This is a genomic window from Streptomyces hoynatensis, from assembly GCF_003626535.1.
Taxonomy (GTDB): Bacteria; Actinomycetota; Actinomycetes; order Streptomycetales; family Streptomycetaceae; genus Streptomyces; species Streptomyces hoynatensis.
Map to the genome: position 1 here is coordinate 1 of NZ_RBAL01000001.1, position 20,859 is coordinate 20,859.

Genomic DNA, 20,859 nt, shown 5'->3' on the forward strand with positions numbered 1-20,859 from the left:
GGCGGACACCCGTCTGGTGTTCACCGTCGGCGACCCGCTGCCGGGCAACCGCAACGACTGCACCGCTTTCCCCGCCTCGGGCGCCGAAGCCGCCTGCGGAGAGGCGATGGTGGTTGCCGATGGCGGCTACCAGGGCACCAGCGCGATCATTCCGCACCGCCGCCGAGCCGGACAGGAGCACCTTCCGGACTGGAAGGAGGAGCACAACGCCTCCCACCGCCGGGTACGAGCCCGCGTGGAGCACGTCTTCGCCCGGATGAAGACCTGGAAGATCCTCCGTGACTGCCGCCGCCGTGGCAACGGTGTCTACTGGGCGGCCATCGGCGTCGCCCACATGCACAACCTCGCCCACGGCTGACCCCTTACGAGACAACCTTTAGCGTGCACGAGCTCGTTGGTCACTCCTCTCCCGAACGACTGCCGCCGAGGCTGCCGTGCGGTGCTGCCGACGGTTAACCGTGCAGGGCTTCCTCCAGTTGCCCTCTCGGCCCGTGAGGAAGTGTGCGGTGGAGTGCCTCAATGCGGGACCTGACCAAGCCGCAGCGGTGTTCAGGAGGCAGTTGCTGCCAGGCTGTCGTGGCCGTTCGGGCGGCTTCTGCCGGCTCGCCGTCAAGCTGGAGGCACGTGGCGGTGTCGATGGCGAGCAGGGCACGGGTCATCACCGATGCGGATCGTGTCAGGGCGAGTGCCGCTGCCTGCGCTGCGTAGGCCGCCCGGGTGTCGCCGAGGAGGGTGTATGCCTGCGACAGGTGGACGTGGTGCTTTTGCAGGGGGTAGCCGGTCCACGTGTCGGCCCGGTGGGCGTCGTCCAGCCGGTCGGTGATGCGCCGCAGGTCGATCAGGGCCGCGGTGGCGCCGTCCCGGTCTCCTGCTGCGGCCAGGGCGCGTGCGGTGACGGCGGCGGCCAATGCCGCGGCTGCGGTTGCGGACTTCCCGGCTTCCGCGCGGGCCTGGCGGGCGAGGCGCGCGGCGTCCTGGGGGGCGCCGTAGTTGAGTGGCACCATCGCGTGCCGGGCGAGGACCCAGGCGGTCATGCGGCGGTCGCCGCACTTGCGGGCCGCCTTCTCGGCGGTGGCGAACCAGCGGCTGGCGTCCGCCTGGTCGCCGCGGTCGTGCTGGACGATGGCCACCAGGCCGGTGAGGCCGGCCGCGGTGTGGGTGAGGGCTGTAGAGGCCTGCGCGGGATGGGAGCGGGACAGCACATCTCCCAGCACAGCGAGGTCGGTGTGCATCTCCTCGAGCACCGCCGCGGGGGTGCGGCCCTTGTATCCGCCGTGGTGCCGCTGGAAGGCGGTGTCGAGGTGGCTGAGGTCCGTTCCGGTGCCGTCCAGCGCCCGGTCGATTTCGTCCCGGGCCTGCGCCATGTCAGGTAGGGAGGTCATGCCGATCACGGCCGCTGTGCCGAAGAACCGCCTGCGTTTCACTGTCTCGCCGCCCTTCTCCGCCTCACGCCGACGTCGCCGCGATTCCGCAACCGCCCGCTGGACTTGGTCCAGGGACAGCCCATACGCCTCGGCGATGCTCTGGTGCCAGTGCCGAACGGGGAGGCGCTTTTCGCTTTCCCACCGCTTGAGGTTCTCCGGATCGAAGTAGCGTCCGCCCTGTGCGTCCGCCATGAGCCTCGCCTGGTCTTCGCGGGATCGGCTGGCAGCTTCGCGCAGGCGGCGCAGCAACTCCCCGATCCCCTCGGCACTCATCATGTCCCGCCCTCCCTGCTTTCAGGTACCGCAGACCGGGATTGGCCCCCCAATCTGGCCCCCCGACGCCGGAACGGCCCCCTTTCCGGCCCCCGCGTAAGGGCCGCACCGCGCTCTGTAATGGGAGTGGGTAGCGGCCCGACGATCCGGGTCAGCGGAAAGGAGAGTCGTGCGACGCCTCGGTGATCGCCCTCCCGTCCCCCGGCGGAGCTCAGCACGTGCCTCCCCCGGGCGATCCGTGGCCGGGAGACAGCGAGCAGAACTACTGTCGGTGGGCGGCAGCCTACTCTGCGCAGCACCGGGGGGGACACGCGCAGAAGAGGCTCGCAGAGGCGACCCGTTGAGCGCGGGCTGCGTTCGCCGCGCCGAGTGGAGCTGCCGGATCACCGCAGAGCCCGAGGACCGGCGCGAGGCCGCGCGGCGACACAAAGCCGCCGGCCACACGTACACATCACGGTTCCACCGAGGATCAGGAGTCCAAGCAGATGAGCATGCCGACGAGCAATCAGAGCAGTGAGTCGCCGCAGGCCGCAGGAACCACCATCGGCACCGGGGGCGACTCGTCCGATCCCTTCGGTCTCGACATCACCTTCATCGAGGACACGCCCGCGACCGAAACGGTGCTGATGTGCAGCACCGGGGACAACTGCGGAAGTTCGTGCCCGAGCGCCTGTACCACCTCCTAACCCAGGCCGGCCCGCGGTGTGGGGCGGACAGAAGGCCACGTCCGTCCGCCCCACACCTTCCTTCCTGTCACGAACGGAGTGTGGGTGATGACGCGCTTACGGCACAGCCTGTACCGGGGGGCCGACGTGGGGATGCTGCGCGCCGCAGTGCACCTGGCAGAGCCGAGCATGCCGCCGTGGCCGGGGCCTGCTGCCCCGGTTGTGCGCTGGCGTTCGTGGCTGGCCGCGGTGTGGGCCGATGACGCCTTTCGGCAGGCGGTCTCCAGCGCCAGCCCGGCGCTGGGCCGCCAGGTCGACGCTATCCTCGGCGGGCGCTCGGGCAGGGTGCGCCGGGTACGCCGGGCGGCGCTGGCCACGGCCCGGTATGCGATCAGGTACGCGCGGCGCTCCACGCCGTTCGGCCTCTTCGCGGGCGTCGCGCTGATCGAGTTCGGCGACCGGGTCGAGGCGCGCTTCGGGGAGGGGCACCGAGTTGTGGCCCGGCCGGACCCAGTGGCGCTGGACGCCGCCGTCAGTGTGTGGGAGGCGGACGCCGAGCGAATGGCCGAGGTCGAGGTGTGCGTCAACAACCTGGCGCGGCAGCGGGGCGGACGCGTGTACGTCCCGGCCGAGGGCGCCTCGGAGTTCTCGCTCGCGCTGACGCCCGCGGTCGCATTGGTGCTGGATGCGGCCCGGTTGCCGATCCGGTACGCGGATCTGGCGGACAAGGTCGCTGCCGGGTTCCCGGAGGCGGACGAACGCCACCGGGTCGGGTTTCTCGCCCAGTTGCTGCGGGCGCGGCTGCTGCGCTCGTCGCTGCGTGCTCCCGCCACCCTCGTCGATCCTCTCGTCCCTCTACCGCCTGCCCTGCGGGGGGCCGGGAAGGGAGCGGCGCCGGATGTGCGACTGGATGCCGCGGTACGGCTGCCGAAGGCGGTGGCGGTGGAGGCGGAGACGGCGGCGACCGTCCTGACCCGGCTGGCCATGCATCCGGCAGGCACCGTGGCCTGGCGCCGCTTCGCCGAGCAGTTCGCCGACCGCTACGGCGAGGATGCCGAGGTGCCGCTGGAGGAGGTGACGGACCCCGGGAAGGGCCTGGGCTTTCCCGACGGGTTCGGCCAGGCGTCCTCCCCGCCCCGCCCGATGACCCGACGGGACCGTCTGCTGCTGGAGCTGGCGGGCACGGCGGCCGTCGAGGGCCGCCGGGCGGTTGTCCTTTCCGGCGCGGTGATCGAGCAGTTGGAGGCCGCCGGGGGCAGGCCCTCACTCACCCCGCCCCATCTCGAACTGTGCGCGCAGGTCCAGGCCGATTCGGCCCATGCTCTTGACCGCGGGGACTTCCGTCTTCGGGTCTCCACCGTCTCGCGCGCGGCCGGCTCGATGACCGGCCGGTTCTGGCATCTGTTCCCGCGCACCGGCCCACGCTTCGCCGATCTGCCCACGGTCGAGTCGGGTGCGCAGCTTGCCCAGCTCTCTTTCCACGCCGGCCGCGTCCCGGCGGACCTGCTCACCCGCGCCCCGCAGGTGCTGCCCCGGCTGGTCAGCGTCGGCGAGTTCCGGCATCGCACGAAGGGCGTGCTGTTCCCGGCCGACCTGGCCGTCGGCATCCGCGACGGCCGCCTCTACCTCGCCGAGGCTGCCACGGGCACGCACCTGGAGCTGGTCGCACCGACCGCGATCAACTTCCAGTGGAACAACCACACCCCTCCCATGGCCCGGTTCCTGGCCGAAATCAGCCGCGCCACAACGCCGCAGGTGACATGGTTCGATTGGGGCGCGGCCTGGACCCTCCCGTTCACTCCGGCGCTGCACTACCGCCGTTCGATCCTCGTGCCCGCGCGATGGAAGGTGCGTGCTCGCGATCTGCCCGACCGTACCGCGACGCTGGATGAGTGGGCCGGGCAACTGCACGCCTGGATGGGCCGGTTCCGCGTGCCGGACCGCGTGCTCCTGGCCGAGGACGACCAGCACCTTCCCCTCGACCTGTCCCAGGACATGCACCTGGACCTGCTGCGCACCCACCTCGCCGCCGGCCCGACCGGCGTCGCGTCCCTGTACGACGCGCCCCCGCCGGATGCCGACGGCTGGATCGGCGGCCGGGCGCACAGCCTCGTCCTCCCGCTGAAGGCACGCTCGTGAAGCACATGCCGACCCCGCCCAGGACGCAGGATCTCTCCGAGGGCGCGCTCGGGATGGCGCTGCTGCACATCGAGCGCGGTGACCTCGCCGCCGCGCGAAACCGTCTCACGCAGGCGGTGGCGGGCGGCGTCAGCGCGGGAAGCAACGCGTCGCTGTTCCACGGCGCCCCGGCCCTGGAGTTCGTGCTCAGCCGCGCCGGGCACGCGGGCCGCGACGTCCGCGATGCCGTCGACCGCATCGTGGATGCGAGGCTGACCGCGGCCCGCCGGCGCCAGGCGTCCGGGGCACTGCCGCACCTCGCGGAGTGCGACCTCATCCGGGGTTTGACCGGCCTGGGCGCGCTGCTCCTCACCCGCGGCACCGCCTCGCCGCTGCTCGAGGAGGTGCTGGCCTACCTGGTTTCCCTGTCCCGGCCGGTCCACATCGACGGCCGGGCGCTACCGGGCTGGTGGTCCACGGCCGGGCCCGCCGATGAGGAGGTGAACGGCGGACACGGGAACAACGGCGTCGCGCACGGCATTGCCGGCCCTCTCGCGCTGCTGTCCCTCGCCGTGCGGCACGGCGCCCGGGTGCCGGGACAGGGCGACGCCATCGGCGTGTTCTCCCGCTGGCTGGACAGGTACGGCTGCCGCTACTGGATCACCCGCGACCAGCTGGCCGCCCCCGAGCCACCCGAGCCGGCGCCCGCGCGCCCGTCCTGGTGCTACGGCGAACTCGGCATCGCCCGCGCCCAGCAGCTGGCCGCGCTCGCCCAGGGCGACCCGGCCCGCCGGCTCGCGGCCGAAGACACCGTCGTACGCACGCTGTCCGACCCCGCCCGTCTCGGCCGGATCACCGACGCCTCGCTGTGCCACGGCTGGGCCGGCCTGCTGACCGTCGCCCGTGCCGTCGCCGCCGACAGCACCACTCAGGACAGGTTCCGGCCGTGCATCGAAGACCTCAAGAAACGCCTGGTCACCGACCACGACCAACTCTCCAAGCCCGGATTCATGGAAGGCCGGGCCGGAGCGCACCTGGCACTGGCTGGCACGGACGTCACCGGCTGGACCCGCGCCCTGCTGATCACCTGACCCCGCCCGTCATCCGCCCCCGAGCCCCATCGACGAGGAGCGACCTACGACCATGGACGTCGACGACGAGGACCTTCCCCTCACCACCGAGACAGACTGGTGGCACGCCACGGTGTCGTTCCCGGGCGGTGCCGGGGCGCGTCCGAAGGCTGCCCAGGCCCTGGCATCCGCACTGTGTGACCAGCGGTTCCACTTCCTGCGCAAGGACGGCGGCCTGCGGCTGCGTACCGAGCGCCCCGCGCCCGGCCTGCTGGACGGGCTCGTCGCAGACCAGTTGGTCAGCGGCTGGGCCGACGGCGTCTACGAGCCGGAGACCGAAGCGTTCGGCGGCCACGAGGGCATGGACGTCGCGCACGACGTGTTCTGCGCGGACAGCCCTGCGGCCCTGGCCGAGACCGGCACCCCCGGCGCCAGGGAGCGCTGCATCCTGCTGTTGTCCGCCACGATCCGGGCCGCCGGCCTGGACCCGTTCGAAGCGGGCGACGTATGGGCGAAGCTCGGCGCCCTGCGACCTCCCGTCACCCCGCCCACCGGTCCTTCGCTCGACCGGGCCGTGGCGGCCATGCGACGCCTCGTGAACGCCGACGCCGCCCGACGGCCGGACGCCGAACCCGGCTGGAGCGAGCGTGTCGCCGCCTTCGAGACGGCCGGACACCGGCTCAGGCAGATGGCCGCCGGCGGGCTGCTGACGCGGGGTCTGCGCGCGGTCCTCGCCCACCACGCGATCTTCGCCTTCAACCGCGCCGGCGTGCCTGCCGAGGAGCAGGCCGCCACCGCATGGCTGGGCCGCCGCATCGCCTTCGCCGACACGGGCGAAGCACACGTGTCCGCCCGCAAGACCACCTCGCCGACCTCTAACCTCGCTCGAATGGAGACGACCCTGAACCCCCCAACCGCCCCCGCCGACCTGCGCGAAGCGCTCGTTACCCGTCTCGTCGACGGCGGACACCTGCGCACTCCGGCGGTCATTGACGCCTTCCGAGACACCGAACGCCACCAGTTCCTTCCCGGCGTCGATGCCAAGGCCGCATACGTCGAGGACGCCGTGCCCATCAAGCACGATGAGACGGGCGAGATGATCTCCTGCATCTCCGCGCCCTCGATCGTCGCCACCCAGCTGGAACAACTCGGCGCCGAGCCCGGACACAAGATCCTGGAAGCCGGAGCCGCCACCGGCTACAACGCGGCACTCCTCGGCCGGCTCGCAGCGCCCAGCGGCCACGTGTGGACCGTGGACGTCGACCAGGACCTCGTCGACCGCGCCCAGCACAACCTCACCAACGCCGGGGTCTCGAACGTGTCCGTGATGCTGGCCGACGGCGCCACGGGCCTTCCCGACCATGCCCCCTTCGACCGCATCCAGTTCACCGTCGGCGCCGGCGACATCCCCATCACGATCCTCGACCAGCTCGCCCCCGGCGGACGCCTGGTCATCCCCCTGCGCATCCGCGGCAGCATCTCGCGCTCCTTCGCCTTCGAGCGCGACGGCGGCACCTGGCGGACCGTCTCGTGCGAAATGGCCACCTTCGTGCCCCTGCGCAAGGGCGTCTGCGACGACATCTACACCCTCGTCCCCATGGCCGGCGAGGGCAACGTGCGCCTGGAGACCTTCAGCGAACAGGACGTGGACCGCGACGCGATCCGCACCGTCCTGGACCAGCAGCAGGCCAAGGTCTACTCCGGAGTGAAGTTCCGCCAGGGCGACCCCTGGGAGTGGCTGTACCTGTACCTGGCGTGCGTCCTGCCCAACGGCCTGTCCCGCATGCCCGGCTCCCGCCCCGGCTTCACCCCCCACTTCGGCTGGGGCTCCATGGCTGCTCTCGACGGCGACACCCTCGCCTACCTGACCGTCCGTGAAGGCGCGGACGACGAAGGCCGGTACTGGGAGATCGGCGTCATCGGCCACGGCCCGCGCGCCGCCCACCTCGCCGACCAGGTCGCAGGCGCGATCAGCGAGTGGCACCGCGGCTGGGGCAACAACGCGCCCCAGCCCGGCTTCCGCATGGCCGTCGGCGACGCCCGTGAACAGCTGAAGGCCGCCGAGCCGCGCTTCGTCATCGACAAGACCTTCAGCCGCCTCGTCGTCGACTGGCCACGAAAGAGCTGAACCCGATGCTCCCCGCGATAGCCGGCCGCATCCCGCTGGTCCGCCGTCCCAAGGCGCCCGCATTACCCCTGGCCGAACGCCTCACCCACCTCACCGAGCTGACTGTCCCTCCCGCCGATGCAAGCCACCACGACCTGGTGGCCCGCGCCAGCGGGGTCCTCAACTACGCCGCGCTGATCGCCTCCGACGTCGGCATGCCCGACCTGGCCGCCCGCCTGTGCTGGCGGCAGCACCGGGTCTTCGCCGAAGCCGGCGCTCTCTCGCAGGACATCGCCGTGATGTCGCTCATGCCCCTGATCAACATCTCCCGGCTGCTGACCCGCGAGGGCGACGGCGACGGCGCCTACGACGTCCTCGTTCGGCTCTACCGGGCCGCCCAGCAGCGCGGCACAGCCACAATCCGCAACCACAATGTCGACATCGCCGCGCTGACCCGCACCGAGGAAGACCACCGGAAGATCTGCCAGGAGCTGTGGGTCAGCCTCCTCATCGACGGTGACAGAGCCCTGGCACGCAGCGGCCACTGGACAAAAGCCGCCCAGGCCATGACCGCGCACCGCGGCGTCGGCAACCGCCTCCTCGACGGGCGCCAGATCCTGATCATGTCGCTGATGGAACGCGGCCTCGACCAGCAGGCCCTCGACACCATCGACTCCACCACCCCTACCGAACCATGGGAGAACGCCATCGCAACCCTCCTGCGCCTCTCCTGCCGGCCCGGACCAACGCCGCATGCGGAGCTGGACCTTGCCCTGCAGGAGGCACTCGCGCTGCTCACCCCGCCCGATCCCGCAACCGCGGCATTCCACACCCGCGTAGCACTGGCCGCACTCGACCTGGCCCGCGACCGAACCAGCCCCAGCGTCGCCCCCCTGCACAACGCCGTCGTCGACGCGGCCACACACGACGCCTACGCCGCCCGCGATGTCCTCAACCACCCGCCCACGCGCCCCCATCTCACCAGCGAGCAGATTCACCAACTCGACACCGTGCTCACCGCATCAGGACTCGGTGCCGGGAACCTCCCACCAGCCCACGCGCAAGCCCTCACCACAGCCGTGAACCAGGCCGGGACCACACTCCGCGGGCTTCTGTGATCCGCTCGGCGAACACGCCACCGTGCCGGACATCGCGGACGAAGACGAACTGCTCGACGTCGGCACCGGGATTCGTCACCGGGAATGGCCTCAACAACGGCGCCCGGCCGTGCCCACGCCGAGAAGTCGTACGCGGCAGCAGCTGCATCGGTAACCCCCACCACGACGAGACCCGCCACCCCCGTACACACCGGCCCGCACCCCCACCCCGACCGGGACGGCGCCCCACCCCCCACACCCCCGCAGACAGCCAACCCCCGCCACCCACGGCTCCCCCCTTCCGCAGCCAGCCCGCTCTCCGTGCATCCGCACGCCCCCGCACCCGGCCGACTACCCGCCACGTAGGCCGCCCACAGACCCCGCGCCCCCACGAACGGCGCGCCACCTCTCGGCAGCCACGGCTTCACACGACCCGTCGCGGTGGTGGAGCGCATGTGAGAACTGCTCTGACCTCGGCTGTGTGCACGGATCTGCACTGTTCGCCTCAGCCCGGCGCGGTGCCGGAGCACGGGTCGGCAAGCGGAAGGCGCATGCCTTCCTGGGGCGGTCGTCGTCCGTGGGCTTGTCAGGCACCCGGATTCAGCAGGTCCGCCAAGGCGGGGTGCACCCGCCCGGGGGCAATGGTCGTGATGCTGTACGCCGCGACGCCGTTGGTGACGAAGGGGTCCTGTGCGGTGATCCGTTCGATGGTGGGGCGGTCGACGCCGTGGGCGACGATGGCGCCGCCGATCGAGGTGGGGACGGTCTGGCCGGAGACCAGGAACGTGCCGTCGTGGTGGTGACGTTCCAGGTAGGCGACATGGGCGGCAACGTAGGGCTCCGCGTCGTGCTCCGAGACGGTGTAGTGGAGCGACAGCAGGTGCAGCATGATCCTCCTCGGCTGCGTCGGTGGCCGGAGCATCATTCCACCGCGCCGCCGGGGAAGGCCGGACCGGGCGGGAGGATAGGCGGTATGAGCGTTCAGCCGGTCCACCACCACAGCCCTGCTGGCGAGGAGCGGGTGCCGCGTACTGCCGACGGCATCGTCGGCGCGTTGTCCCCGGCGTGGCGGATGGAGTTCTACCGCGAGCTGGGCACCGCACCGCTGGACCAGGCGGAGGCCGTGCTGCGGCGGTGGTGGTGCGAGGCGATGCTGGATACCGACCCCGATGGCGACCGGATCACCGCTGCCGCGCTGGACGGCACCCTGCCGCTGGCCGGAGTCTCTTCCGTCCTCGCCCGCCGTCAGGCCCGGGGCCTGCCCGTTGAGTGAGCCGCACGACAACGGCGATGGCTGGCCCTGCTACCTGGCGCCCGGAGTCGAGTCCCGTCGACGGAAGACCGCCGGGGTGACCGGGGTGGCGACGCGCGCCCTTCGGTTCCGTCGTTGTGGAAGGGCAGGGGCCGTTCGGACGGTGTCGTGGTCCTGGTCCGGCTCGCAGGTGACGGCGTGGACGTGGGGAAGGCTTGGCGGGACAGGCCGCAGTGGTCCAGGCGTTGAGCAGGTGTCGAGACGTCCGGCGTTGCTCTCGCGGCGGTGCGCGGCGCACGTGCGCGAGGCGCCCGGTCGAGAGCACGGGCTTGATGGGAGGAACGATGGAGGAACGAACACGGCACCTCGTGGATCGTGAAGCGTAGACAACTCCGTGATCCACCCGGGGCCGTGTTCGCCTACTATCGGGCCCCACCCGCCTCAACTACCCCCAACCACAGAGGAGTCAGGCGAACACCGGGGCCCTGAAATTCCCCTCAAGCGGCAGAAGGTGGCGGCCGAGTTGACCGACCGCCTGACCGGTCCCGTCCATCCACGCAAGGAGCTGATCCGTCGGCTCCAGGGAAATCGGTGCGAGACCTGCGAAGAAGTCAGCGAGGTGGGTGGAAGGTGATTTTTCTGGCTATTCGGTCGGTGCGGACTCGCGGATGGTGCGGAGCATGGCGGTGAGGATGGGGCCGTCGGCTGAGGGTTGTTGGGTGCTGATCTGGTGGTAGCCCCAGGTTTCGTAGAGGGCTTTGACCTTGCCGTTGCCGTTGAGGGGGTTGACCAGGAGGGTGACCTGTTGCTCGGGGCGGTGGGCGAGGAGTTCGTCGTGGATGCGGCGGGCGGCGCCCGTGCCGCGCCACGGTTCGCGGAGCATGATCTCCTTCAGGGCCGCGGTGGGGGTGTCGGTGCAGCCGTCGGGGAGGGGTGTGGTCATGCGTTTCCACCAGCGGTCGTCCGGCTGGAGGGTGTTGACGTAGGCGTAGCCGATGGGTTCGTCTCCGTCGTAGCCGATAACGGTTTCCCAGCCCGGTTCGGCGCCGTGGCGGGCGAGGCGTTCGCCGTAGCGTTCGACGGAGTAGTGCGGCTGGTGGAGCTGGTCGGCGCGGACCTCTGCGTAGACGTCGATGAGCGTGTTCCACACGGTGTCGATGTCGGTTGCGTGACGCAGCTCGATGCCGTCTGAGGTCACTGTGGGCTCCTCGGGGTTGCGCGGGTGTACTGGTGCCACGTGCGGGTGGATTCGCTGGACGGGGCGGCGATGCGGAGGGCGTTGCCGAAGTCGTCGAGCATGGTGGTGACGCGGGGGTGCTGACCGGTTGGGTCGGCGGGGATTGACATGGCGGTGGCCACGGCCGGTTCGAGGTCGCCCTGGCCGAGCTGGGCGTGGGCCAGGCGGGCGGTGGTGATGGCGCGGGAGCGCTGCATCTCGGGTCGGAGCAGGGCGAGGCTGCGGTGGGCGTGGGCCTCGGCCTCGTCATAGGCGCCGAGGGAGAGGCAGGCGGCGAGGGCGAGGCTTTCCAGTTCTGCCTGGTCGTAGAAGGCGTTGATCCAGACGGGGCGCTGCTCGTCGGGGCGGGCCTGCTGGAGGGCTTCCTGGGCGTGGCCAAGAGCTTGGCGGACCGCGTGGTGTTCGCCGGTGAGGCCGTGAATGGCGGCATGGCGGGCGTGACCGAGGGAGGCGAACAGCGGGTCGCGCCGGGCGATGGGAAGGCGCCGGGCGACGTCGTTGGCGGCGAGGGCGTCGGCCGGCCGGGCCATGTGCCGGAACAGGCTTCCGGCATGGGACCAGATACGGAAGGCGATGGTGGAGTCGCCGGACATGGAGGCGAGGCTGGAGGCCCGGTCGAAGTGGCGCTGGGCGGCGTCGAAGCGGCGGCCGTCGATGGCGGCCCACAGGGCGCTGGAGGTGAAGGAGGCCGCGCAGCCGTACAGGGCGCCGCGCACCCGCTGGGTGGCGGTGCCGCGTGCCTGGAGGGCGAGGGCTTCGCCGGCGAGGGCGGAGGCTTGGGTCTCGATGGTGAGTTTCCCGCCATACCGGTGGTCGCTGGCGATGAGGACGGCGAACTTGCTCAGCAGCCGCTGCACATCGCTCATGCCGACGCGGGGCTGGGCAGCGTATGCGGGGGCGGCGCTGACGGCCGCGACGGCGGCTGCGGCAGCGGCACCTGTGAAGCGACGGCGATGCACGGGGTCCTCCGGTACCGAACGCGAGGATTCTCCTCGGGGAACGAAGCCCAGCTCGGTGACCGGGCAGTTGAATACTGCCTCTAAGGCTGCCCGCTGCCGCTGGTGCGGCCAGCGGGATTTTCCGGTCAGCCAGTTCCGCACCGTCCGGTCGCTGACCGTGCCCTCGTAACCGGCGGCCCGCAGGTCGGCGTTGACGGCCTCGGCCAGTTCAGCCTGGGTGAACCCTTCGTCATCCATGCGCCGCTTGAGGATCTCGTTGCCCTCCACAGCCTCACCGTAGCCATGTCATCGCGCTCCGCTGAACCGTGCGGCCCGCAAATTTCCGGTTGGCCGCGCTGCACGGGCGGACCGGTTTTCCTCCCGCTCCGCGGCTGTCGCTCGTTGAACTGGACACACGCCGCCCGCAGCAGACGGTACCGACGACCGAAAGGAGGACTCCGCGCTTGGCCCCGAGCCGGGACAGCAGCCGCCACCGCCGTTCACCACCACGAGGTCCTGATGACCAGCACCGCCACTGTCCGCCCCACGGGGCAACCCGGATACAGCGAAACACTGCCGTGCACGGCCGAAAGCGCCAGACGAGCGCGCAGGCTGGTGCGCACCGCCCTGATCGGGTGGGGCCTGGAGGGGATAGCCGGTGACGGCGAGCTGATCGTCACCGAGCTGGTGGCCAACGCCGTTCAGCACACCTGGGGTCACCACGTCCGGGTCATCGTCACGCACCTCGGGCCCGGCCGGGTGCGGATTGGTGTCGCGGACCGGTGCCGTACCCGGCCGGTGCGCCGTGCTCCCGGTGACGACGATGCCTGCGGGCGCGGCCTGGCATTGCTGGAGGCGCTGGCCGTCTGCTGGGGCACGGACCCCAAGCGGTGGGGGAAGGTCGTCTGGGGCGAGCTGGCGGCGGGGGCGGCTGGCGGATGAGCGGCCGTCACGCCCGCAGGTTGCCGTCGGCCGACGGCCGGTTCGCCGCCGCGGTCGTGATCGCGGCGCATGTGATCGGTATCGGCTCGGTGCTCTACTTCGGCGATGCCACCGCCTCCCCGACGGCCTCCCCGCCCGACCTTCCGCTCGCCGATACCCCGGGCGATCAGCGCACCGCACATGCCGCCCCGGGTGCCGGTGTGGTCCGCCATCCACCTCGCTGACCTGTCTGACCATCCATGACGGCCGCCTTGCCTGTCCCACGTCGGGCAGGGAACGGCCTGGCCCGCACCCCCGAGCGGGCCGGCACCATCAGCTTCCTCCGGGCCGGTGACCTCCATTCCCCCCGGCCCGGAGGAAGCGGCACCAGCCTTCCTTCGACAGAGAGATTGAGGAGGTTTCCCGTGCACGACGAAGCCGACTTCACCGCACCCCCCGGACGGCGCCTGGGCGCACTCGCCCTGTTCCGTAACGACGACGGGCAGGTGCTGCTGGTCGAGAAGACCTACCGTGTCGGGCGGGCCCGGTGGGGGCTGCCCGGCGGCTGCGCCCACGCGGACGAGCCCGCCGCCGTGGCGTGCCAGCGGGAGGTGCGGGAGGAACTCGGGCTGTACATCGTGCCCGGCCGCGTGCTGGTCGTTCACCATATGCTCGCCGCCGGGGACGACCGGGAGGGCGTGAACGTGGTCTTCGACGGCGGGCTGCCGGCCCCCGACACCCGGTTCACGCTGAGTGAAGAGCTGGCGTCGGCACGCTGGGTCGCGCCCGTTGGGTTGCGGAGTCTCGTCGCCCCCTACACCGAGTGGCGCGTCACCGCCGCTCTCAACGTCCTCGCCGCCGGTTCCGGCGCGGCCCAGCCGGGCGGTGGCCCGGGTGTGCCATACCTCGTCGGCCACGCCCCCGCCGCGTAGTCAGCCCGGCCGAATCACACCGCAAACGGGAGCAATCGCGTGACTACACTCCGCACAATGACGACCCAGACCACCCCCGAGGCCGCTGACATTACCGCGCTACGCGAGGCGCTGGTGAACACGCTCCGCCAGCAAGGGGACATCCGCAGCGACCGCGTCGCGGACGCCTTCCGCGCGGTACCCCGCCACATCTTCGCCCCACAGGCATCGCTGGCCGAGGCGTACGCCGACGACGCCGTGATCACGAAGACGAACGACCGGGGCCACCCCCTCAGCTCGGTGTCCGCCCCCTGGGTACAGGCTCGGATGCTGGAGCTTTCCGGGCTCGGGCCGGGCATGCGGGCCCTGGAGCTCGGGTCCGGCGGCTACAACGCCGCCCTGCTGGCCGAAGTGGTCGGGGAGAACGGCGAAGTGGTCAGCGTCGATATCGACCCGGAGGTGACCGACCGGGCGAGCAGACTGCTTGCCCAGACGGGTTACAACGACCGGGTCACGGTGCGGTGCACCGACGGCACCTACGGCGCCGGCGAGCCGGCGCCGGACGGTGGCTTCGACGCCATCGTTGTCACCGCCCAGGCCCCCGACATTCCCCCGGCCTGGACCGCCCAACTCGCCAGAAGCGGACGGCTGGTGGTCCCGCTCAGCTTCCGCGGCATCCACCAGGTCTTCTCCTTTGCACACGAAGACGGACACCTGGTCAGCCGGGGACAGACCCGCTGCGGCTTCGTCGGCATGCAGGGAGACAACCGCCACGGCGGCCACGCCATCGACCTCAGCGACGGCGATCTGCGGCTCGGCCTCAACGACGACCAGCAGGCGGACGGCGCGGCGCTGCGCACCGCACTCGCCTCCGGGCAGCGGAGCACCATCTGGACGGGCGTGGCCCTGCGCGGCAACGAGGGCGTGCTGCCCTCACTCGACCTGTGGCTGGTCAGCACCCTGTCTCCCTGCGCGAGGGTCTATGCCAGCTCCCGGGGCGTAGAGCGAGGACTGTCCGGGTGGACCATCGCCGCCGCTGCCACCTGGGAGGGCGGCACCCTCGCCTACCTCACCATCCGGCCGGAGGCAGACGGCTTCGAACTCGGCGTGCACGCCTACGGCCCCGACCGCGAAGGCCTCGCTGCCCGCCTCGCGGACCGTATCCGTGCCTGGGACGACGGCGGCTACCGGGGCACGGTGGAACCCGTCGCCCGCGTCTACCCCGCCGGGACCCCGGACGACCAGCTCGCCCCCGGCCAGGTCATCGACAACCGCTACTCCCGGCTCGTCATCGCCCTGTCCTGACACCGCGTCATCCACTCCGGTGGACCGCCTCCCCGCTTCTCCGGCACACGAGCCGGGGAAAGCCCCATCCCTCTCTCACCTTCGTACCAAGGAGCTGCTGACAGCCATGAAACCTCACAGCACCGCGTCGGTACTCGACGACGTCTTCGATCTCGACCCCCACACCACCGACCTCTCGCTGCTCAGCCCCTCGCTCGCCGATTCGGAGCCGTGCACCGGAGACAACTGCGGGCAGTCCCCGACCACCGGCCACACCACCGGCTGTGCCACTCCGGACGGCCCCCTCGTGCCGGGCCTGGGGTGCAGCGCCCTGTAGCACGCCGTCCACTCACCCTCCGGGTGCGGCGCACCAGGTGTGCGGCGCACCCGGTACCACCGCCTCGACCCGGGAGCCGCGTCATGGCCCGAAGCGTGTTCCGCCACCAGCCGGTGGCCCTGGCCCGTATTCCGCTGCGCCCGGCTGTACCGGCCACCGAAGAGGAAACCGCCGGCCTGCTGGCCGAAGGCATCTTTCTCGCCAGCCGCGCCACAGCAGGGGCTGCCGGGACGGCACTCGCAGTCAAGGAGGCGCGAATGGCGGCCACGTGGCACGCATATGACATCCGTTCCCGCACCCGCCCCACCCCGCACGGGGTGTTCGCCGGCGTCGCGTCGGCCAGGTTCGCCAACCAACCGGCCGCGCTGCGCCTCGGTGCAGCGCACCGGGCGGTCACCACGCCCAGCGCCGCCTGGCTGACCGTCGTCGCCGACCGGCTCCTGGACGCCGACGAACTGCTGCCCGCCTTGACCCTGGCGTCCAACAACCTGGTGCAGCGGCGCGGTGACCGGCTGGAGGCCGAGCATCCCGCTCCCGCCGGCGCCAACCCTCAGCGCAGCAGCGTCCGCGCGACACCCGTGGCCCTGTGGCTGCTGGATGCCTGCCAGGGCGGGGCGTCCGGTGCCAGGGTGCTCGGCGAGATGGCCGAGCGGTACCCGGCGGTCGCCGAGGAGACGATCCGCACCACCGTGCGGCAGATGATCCGTACCGGGTTCCTTCTCACCGATCTCCTCCCCACCCACATACGCGCCGACCCGCTCGGCCACCTCCTCACGCGGCTTCCGTCAACGGCTGCACCGCACCCGGCGCTGGAACATCTGCGGGAACTACTCGACCGGGCCGACGCCCTGCCACCCGGCGCGCCGGAACGGCTGCCGCTGCTGTGGTCCGCCCGCGACGCGGCCGACGCCATCGCCACCGTCGAACGCCCCCTGACGGCGGATACCCTGGCCGATGCCAACCTGGTCCTGCCCGACGCACTTGGGAAGCAGGCCGCGCAGGCCGCCGACCTTCTGTGGCACGTCAGCCAGCTCGCCAGCCCCGCCACTGGCTACCACGAGAAGTTCCTCCGCGCCTACGGCCGCCACCGACTGGTGCCGCTACTGGAGGTCATCGATCCCGCCACCGGCATCGGGCCACCCGCCGAAGCCGACAACATCGCCGCCCAAGGCGACATCGACCCCCGCCGAGCCGAACTGCTCGCCCGCCTGCTGGCCCAGGCCACCGCCCAGGGCCAGACCGAGATCACCGTGGACGACGATCTGGCGGCCCGTCTTTCGCACGGCGCCCGCACCGAACCACCGCCGACCGCCGAGATCCACGTGCGCCTGCTGCGCCATGGCGACCAGTTGCGGCTGGCCGTGTGCGACGCAGGTTCCCAAGACGCCGGATCAGCCGCCGGGCGCTTCGCCGGCTGGCTGCCCCAGCTCGCCCCCAGCAGCGACGACGCTGCGGACACTGCACCCATGGTCGCGGAAATCGTCTGCCGCCCCCGCACCGGCCCGACCGCCGCCCTCGCCGTCGAAACCGGCTTTGCCCCGCACCGCATCCCCCTCGGCGTGCCCCCACGCAAGGGTGATCTCCTGCCGGAGGATCTGCTGGTCGGCTCCACCGGTCGCCACCTGGTCGCCTGGTCTGCCCGGCACCGACACCCTGTCCGGCCAGTGCTGTTCAGTCGCCTCGCCTCCGACCTGCTGCCCCCTGCCGCCCGCACCCTGCGCCTGATCGGCCACGCCGGACACCGCCCCTGGCACACCTGGTCCTGGGGACCGGCCGCATACGCCCCCTACACTCCCCGCGTCCGCTACCGGAGCGTCATCCTCGACCCGGCCCGGTGGCGACTTCCCGAGGACCTGACCCACGCTGCCGCCCACCGCCGCACCTGGGCGAAGGCTCTGGCCGACTGGCTCACCGACGCCATCCCCGGCCCGCCGGACGTCGTCGTGGTGCAGGAGTCCGATCGGCAGATCCCCTTGGACCTGAGGCGAGCGGAAGACCGCGAACTCCTGCGGCGGAGCGTACGACGCGGAGCGCGCGCCGTCACCGAACCCTTCACCGACCCCGATACCACCGACGCGCCTGTAGAGGGACCTTTCGGCCGACACGTCATCGAACTCGTCATCAACCTCACCCGCCGCAACGAACCCCCGGCGCCGCGCCTCGACCCACGAGCCCGACCGCGTGGTGGACACGGCACCAGGCACCTACCCGGCGGAACGTGGCTCTCCGCTGCCCTCCCGGTCCCCGCCATTCACCAGGACACCGTCCTGCGCCAGCTCCCCGAAATCCTCGCACCCGCAACGGAACATATGCACCGCTCGTTCTGGCTGCGCTACCACACCCCCGCCCTCGGCGATCATCTGCGCATCCGCGTCCACGGCGATCCCGAATCCCTCGTCACCCACGTCCTTTCGCTGCTGACGACCTGGTCCTCCACCCTCAACGCCCAGCACCTCGCGGGCGCCATGGCCCTCGAACCGTACGTACCGGAGACCGAACGCTACGGCGGCCCCGGTGCGATCGAAGTCGCTGAGGATGTCTTCGCCGCCGACAGCGCCTTCGCCGCACGCTGCCTGGCCCTGACCGATGCGCTACCCGACCGGCTGCTGATCGCGGCCGTCTCGGCAGCGGACATCGCCTACACGGTGGCCCACCAGCCCCGCCTCGCCCTGCGCGGACATGGCCTGTCCGCAGCCGACCGCCGCACCCGCGACAGCCTGCGAACCCGCCTGCGCACAGCCCGACCCGAGTCCGCTTCCCTCATTCCGGCAGCTCTGGGCGGCTCTGGGGCCGCACGGCACCAGACGCTCACCGCCTACCGAGCCGCCCTCACTGACCCCGATGTGACCGACCTCTGCGCCTCCGACCTGATCCACATGCACTGCAACCGGCTCCTCGGCCCCGACCCCGCCCACGAGCGGATCACCCGCTCCCTGGCGACGGACCTCCTCCACACTCATGCCCACCAGCACTGACGAAGCGGCCGGGCAGGCCCTGGCGGTAGCCCATGCTCTCATCGACCCCGAACGCGTCACGGCGGCCCTCACGGCCCCGGCCGCCGCGACACTGTGCGACGGTCTCGCTGGAACCGCGCTGCTGCACGCATGTCTCGCCCGCACCGACCCGCAGTTCGCCACCGCCGCCACCCAGCACTGGGAGGCAGCGGCCCGCCTGGGCCGCCGCACCCAACCGGACGGCATCCACACCGGCCCCGGCGCCCTGGCCGCCTCCCTAGTCGTCGGCACGGGCTACCTCCCCGACCCCGGGCCTTACGGCGACATCGCCCGCAACGCCACCGCCTGGCTGTCCGCCCGTGCCGAAGGACTCGCCCGCCACCAGCAACAGCGCACAGCCCAAGGACGACCCGGCGCGCCCTGGGCGGTGTACGACGCCATCAAGGGCCTGGCGGGCATCGGCCGGGTACTCCTCGCCGCGCACGCCGCCGGCCACCGCGAGCAGGCGCAACCGGGCCTCACCGCCACGCTCACCACCCTGACCGCCATCCTCCGCGCCCGGCACGGCCGGCGGCCCGGTTGGTGGCTACCTGCCGAAGACCACCCGCCACCCGTCACTGTCCACCCCTCCGGAGCCGCCACCACCGGCCTCGCCCACGGCGCCGCAGGCCCGCTCGCCCTTCTCGCCATCGCCCACACCGCCGGCCACACAGTCCCCGGCCAGGCCGAGGGCATCCGCACCACCGCCACCTGGCTCACCACCCACCGCGATGCCGACGGCACCTGGCCACCACACATCAGCGGTGACGCCCTCGACCACCCACCGACCCCCGGCCTCCCAAGCCCATCCGGAAGGCGCGACGCCTGGTGCTACGGCACCCCCGGCATCGGCCGCGCCCTCACGCTGGCCGGCCAGGCCTTGACCGACCCGGCGCTGACCGCCGCCGGACGCACTGCCGTCGACCGGTTCGCCGAACGCCGATCCGCCACATGGGACACCGAAGGTCCCACGCTCTGCCACGGAACGGCCGGAATCCTGCAAGCCGCCACGCGAGGCGACTCCCCGGCCGTCGCCGCACAAGCCGCCCAGCTCACCACCGCATTCCATGACCCCGACCGCCCCTTCGGCTTCCCCCACATCGAATCCGAAGCCCGGTTCGACAACCCCGGATTTCTGACCGGCGCCGCCGGAACGGCCCTCGCGCTCGCCGACTACACCGGACTTCTCCCCACGTGCCCTGCCGCCGCCTGGGATTCGCTTCTTCTCCTCTCGTGACACGGAGATGGCGCCGTCCACGCTCGCAGAGCCCGGACGTGGTGCCGACCCAACGCGTCGCGCCCCCGAGTCCGGGCTGCGGGGAAGCCGATCCGAACGACGCGCGCCCGACGGCGGAGGCCCGGCGTTCGTGGCGTGGCGCTTTCGTGGTGGGGCGCGGCTCTCGTTGGGGGGGGCGGGAGCGGTGGGTGGTCTACGTGGCGGGTGGTCGGCCGGGTGCGGGGGCGTGCGGATGCACGAGGGGAGGCTGGCTGCGAAGGGGGGCCGTGGGTGGCGGGGGGTTGGCTGTGTGCGGGTAGTTGGGGGGTTGGGCGCCGTTCCGGGGCGGGTGGGGGTGCGGGCCGGTGTCTACGGGGGTGGCCCCTCTCGCGGTGGCGGGAGTCAGAGATGCAGCTGCTGCCGCGTACGACTTCTCTGTGTGGGCAACGGCCGTGCGCCGTTGTTGATGCCATTCCCGTCGACGAAAGACGTGACTTCACCCGGAGGGCACCTGCCTGTATAGCGGCGGCGTGGCGGCGGACGGTGAGGAGGGAGGGGCCGGCTGCGGCGTGCGGCGTGCTGGGTGCGGGGGAGGGCGAGACGTGCGGCGCTGATGTGGGCGCGCCGAGGGCCTTGGCCGCCGCCGCAGGGGTTCCGGCGTAGGCGTCCGGCGGCGGCGGAGTGCGGGAATCAGCGCGCATCGGATACGCGGCCGCCGTCGCGGGTAGCGACACCAGCCATCGGCAGGGCACACAAACCACCGGCAGACCACAAGTCCCCCGCATACAGCCGGGTGCCATCCGGGAGAAGGAGTCACGCCTTTCGTCGACGGGAATGGCATCAGCAACGGCGCCCGGCCGTCCCCGCGGCGGGAAGTCGTACGCGGCAGCAGCTGCATCTCTGACCCCCACCACGACGAGACCCGCCACCCCCGTATCCACCGGCCCGTACCCCCACCCACCCCGGGACGGCGCCCCACCCCCCAACACCCCGGCAGCCAGCCAACCCCCGCCACC

General features: G+C 71.8%; 18 protein-coding genes. 14 read left to right on the forward strand and 4 right to left on the reverse strand.

All coding sequences use genetic code 11. The annotated features are described in order from the left end of the window. A partial coding sequence (locus D7294_RS00005; RefSeq protein WP_147450738.1) for a transposase occupies positions 1-358 on the forward strand: 358 nt, incomplete at its 5' end. A 94-nt stretch (positions 359-452) separates the two neighbouring features. Here the strand turns inward: D7294_RS00005 and D7294_RS00010 are convergent. Beyond that, positions 453-1,700 carry an NsdA family TPR-like regulatory protein gene (locus D7294_RS00010; RefSeq protein WP_241561990.1) on the reverse strand — a complete coding sequence of 416 codons (1,248 nt, stop codon included), beginning with the start codon at positions 1,698-1,700 and terminating at the stop codon, positions 453-455. A gap of 482 nt (positions 1,701-2,182) precedes the next feature. Here D7294_RS00010 and D7294_RS00015 point away from each other — a divergent pair, with 482 nt between their 5' ends. From D7294_RS00015 to D7294_RS00035, 5 genes are all read left to right on the forward strand, one after another. Further along, positions 2,183-2,383, forward strand: a complete 201-nt coding sequence (locus tag D7294_RS00015; RefSeq protein WP_206619443.1) for an FxLD family lanthipeptide — start codon at positions 2,183-2,185, stop codon at positions 2,381-2,383. Between the two features lie 87 nt (positions 2,384-2,470). Next, a complete protein-coding gene (locus D7294_RS00020; protein ID WP_241561991.1) occupies positions 2,471-4,501 on the forward strand; it encodes a lantibiotic dehydratase family protein in 2,031 nt (676 codons plus the stop codon). Between the two features lie 5 nt (positions 4,502-4,506). After that, positions 4,507-5,571: a lanthionine synthetase C family protein gene (locus D7294_RS00025; RefSeq protein ID WP_120675174.1), complete on the forward strand. Its 1,065-nt coding sequence runs from the start codon at positions 4,507-4,509 to the stop codon at positions 5,569-5,571. Between the two features lie 52 nt (positions 5,572-5,623). After that, positions 5,624-7,678, forward strand: coding sequence for a methyltransferase, FxLD system (fxlM, locus tag D7294_RS00030; protein ID WP_120674081.1), 2,055 nt, complete (start codon positions 5,624-5,626; stop codon positions 7,676-7,678). Positions 7,679-7,683: 5 nt separating this feature from the next. Beyond that, complete coding sequence (locus tag D7294_RS00035; protein WP_120674083.1) at positions 7,684-8,775, forward strand: hypothetical protein; 1,092 nt, start codon at positions 7,684-7,686, stop codon at positions 8,773-8,775. A 565-nt stretch (positions 8,776-9,340) separates the two neighbouring features. Here D7294_RS00035 and D7294_RS00040 read toward each other — a convergent pair. Continuing rightward, positions 9,341-9,643 (reverse strand): YciI family protein, encoded by a 303-nt coding sequence (locus D7294_RS00040; protein WP_120674085.1) that lies wholly within the window; start codon positions 9,641-9,643, stop codon positions 9,341-9,343. A gap of 84 nt (positions 9,644-9,727) precedes the next feature. Here D7294_RS00040 and D7294_RS00045 point away from each other — a divergent pair, with 84 nt between their 5' ends. Then, positions 9,728-10,027 carry a hypothetical protein gene (locus D7294_RS00045; RefSeq protein WP_120674087.1) on the forward strand — a complete coding sequence of 100 codons (300 nt, stop codon included), beginning with the start codon at positions 9,728-9,730 and terminating at the stop codon, positions 10,025-10,027. Between the two features lie 622 nt (positions 10,028-10,649). On the opposite strand, the gene D7294_RS00050 is transcribed toward D7294_RS00045, so the two are convergent. Beyond that, positions 10,650-11,243 (reverse strand): GNAT family N-acetyltransferase, encoded by a 594-nt coding sequence (locus D7294_RS00050; RefSeq protein WP_241561992.1) that lies wholly within the window; start codon positions 11,241-11,243, stop codon positions 10,650-10,652. Beyond that, positions 11,201-12,469, reverse strand: a complete 1,269-nt coding sequence (locus D7294_RS00055; protein WP_120674091.1) for a helix-turn-helix domain-containing protein — start codon at positions 12,467-12,469, stop codon at positions 11,201-11,203. The genes D7294_RS00050 and D7294_RS00055 overlap by 43 nt, the downstream gene beginning before the upstream one ends. Positions 12,470-12,700: 231 nt before the next feature. On the opposite strand from D7294_RS00055, the gene D7294_RS00060 reads away from it, so the two are divergent. The 7 genes from D7294_RS00060 (at position 12,701) to D7294_RS00085 (ending at position 19,864) form a co-directional block, all read left to right on the forward strand. After that, positions 12,701-13,123 carry an ATP-binding protein gene (locus D7294_RS00060; RefSeq protein WP_120674093.1) on the forward strand — a complete coding sequence of 141 codons (423 nt, stop codon included), beginning with the start codon at positions 12,701-12,703 and terminating at the stop codon, positions 13,121-13,123. Further along, on the forward strand, positions 13,120-13,347 hold the full coding sequence (locus D7294_RS31495) for a hypothetical protein (RefSeq protein ID WP_147450739.1): 228 nt from the start codon (positions 13,120-13,122) through the stop codon (positions 13,345-13,347). Before D7294_RS00060 ends, D7294_RS31495 begins: the two co-directional genes overlap by 4 nt. 180 nt (positions 13,348-13,527) lie before the next feature. Further along, positions 13,528-14,034: an NUDIX domain-containing protein gene (locus D7294_RS00065; RefSeq protein ID WP_158674535.1), complete on the forward strand. Its 507-nt coding sequence runs from the start codon at positions 13,528-13,530 to the stop codon at positions 14,032-14,034. Positions 14,035-14,091: 57 nt separating this feature from the next. Further along, positions 14,092-15,318 carry a methyltransferase, FxLD system gene (gene fxlM, locus D7294_RS00070; RefSeq protein ID WP_120674096.1) on the forward strand — a complete coding sequence of 409 codons (1,227 nt, stop codon included), beginning with the start codon at positions 14,092-14,094 and terminating at the stop codon, positions 15,316-15,318. Between the two features lie 106 nt (positions 15,319-15,424). Beyond that, positions 15,425-15,634 carry a hypothetical protein gene (locus D7294_RS00075; protein ID WP_120674097.1) on the forward strand — a complete coding sequence of 70 codons (210 nt, stop codon included), beginning with the start codon at positions 15,425-15,427 and terminating at the stop codon, positions 15,632-15,634. 83 nt (positions 15,635-15,717) lie between these two features. Then, positions 15,718-18,609 carry a lantibiotic dehydratase gene (locus tag D7294_RS00080; RefSeq protein ID WP_120674098.1) on the forward strand — a complete coding sequence of 964 codons (2,892 nt, stop codon included), beginning with the start codon at positions 15,718-15,720 and terminating at the stop codon, positions 18,607-18,609. Continuing rightward, positions 18,593-19,864, forward strand: a complete 1,272-nt coding sequence (locus D7294_RS00085) for a lanthionine synthetase C family protein (protein WP_120674100.1) — start codon at positions 18,593-18,595, stop codon at positions 19,862-19,864. Before D7294_RS00080 ends, D7294_RS00085 begins: the two co-directional genes overlap by 17 nt. Positions 19,865-20,859 lie beyond the last annotated feature (995 nt).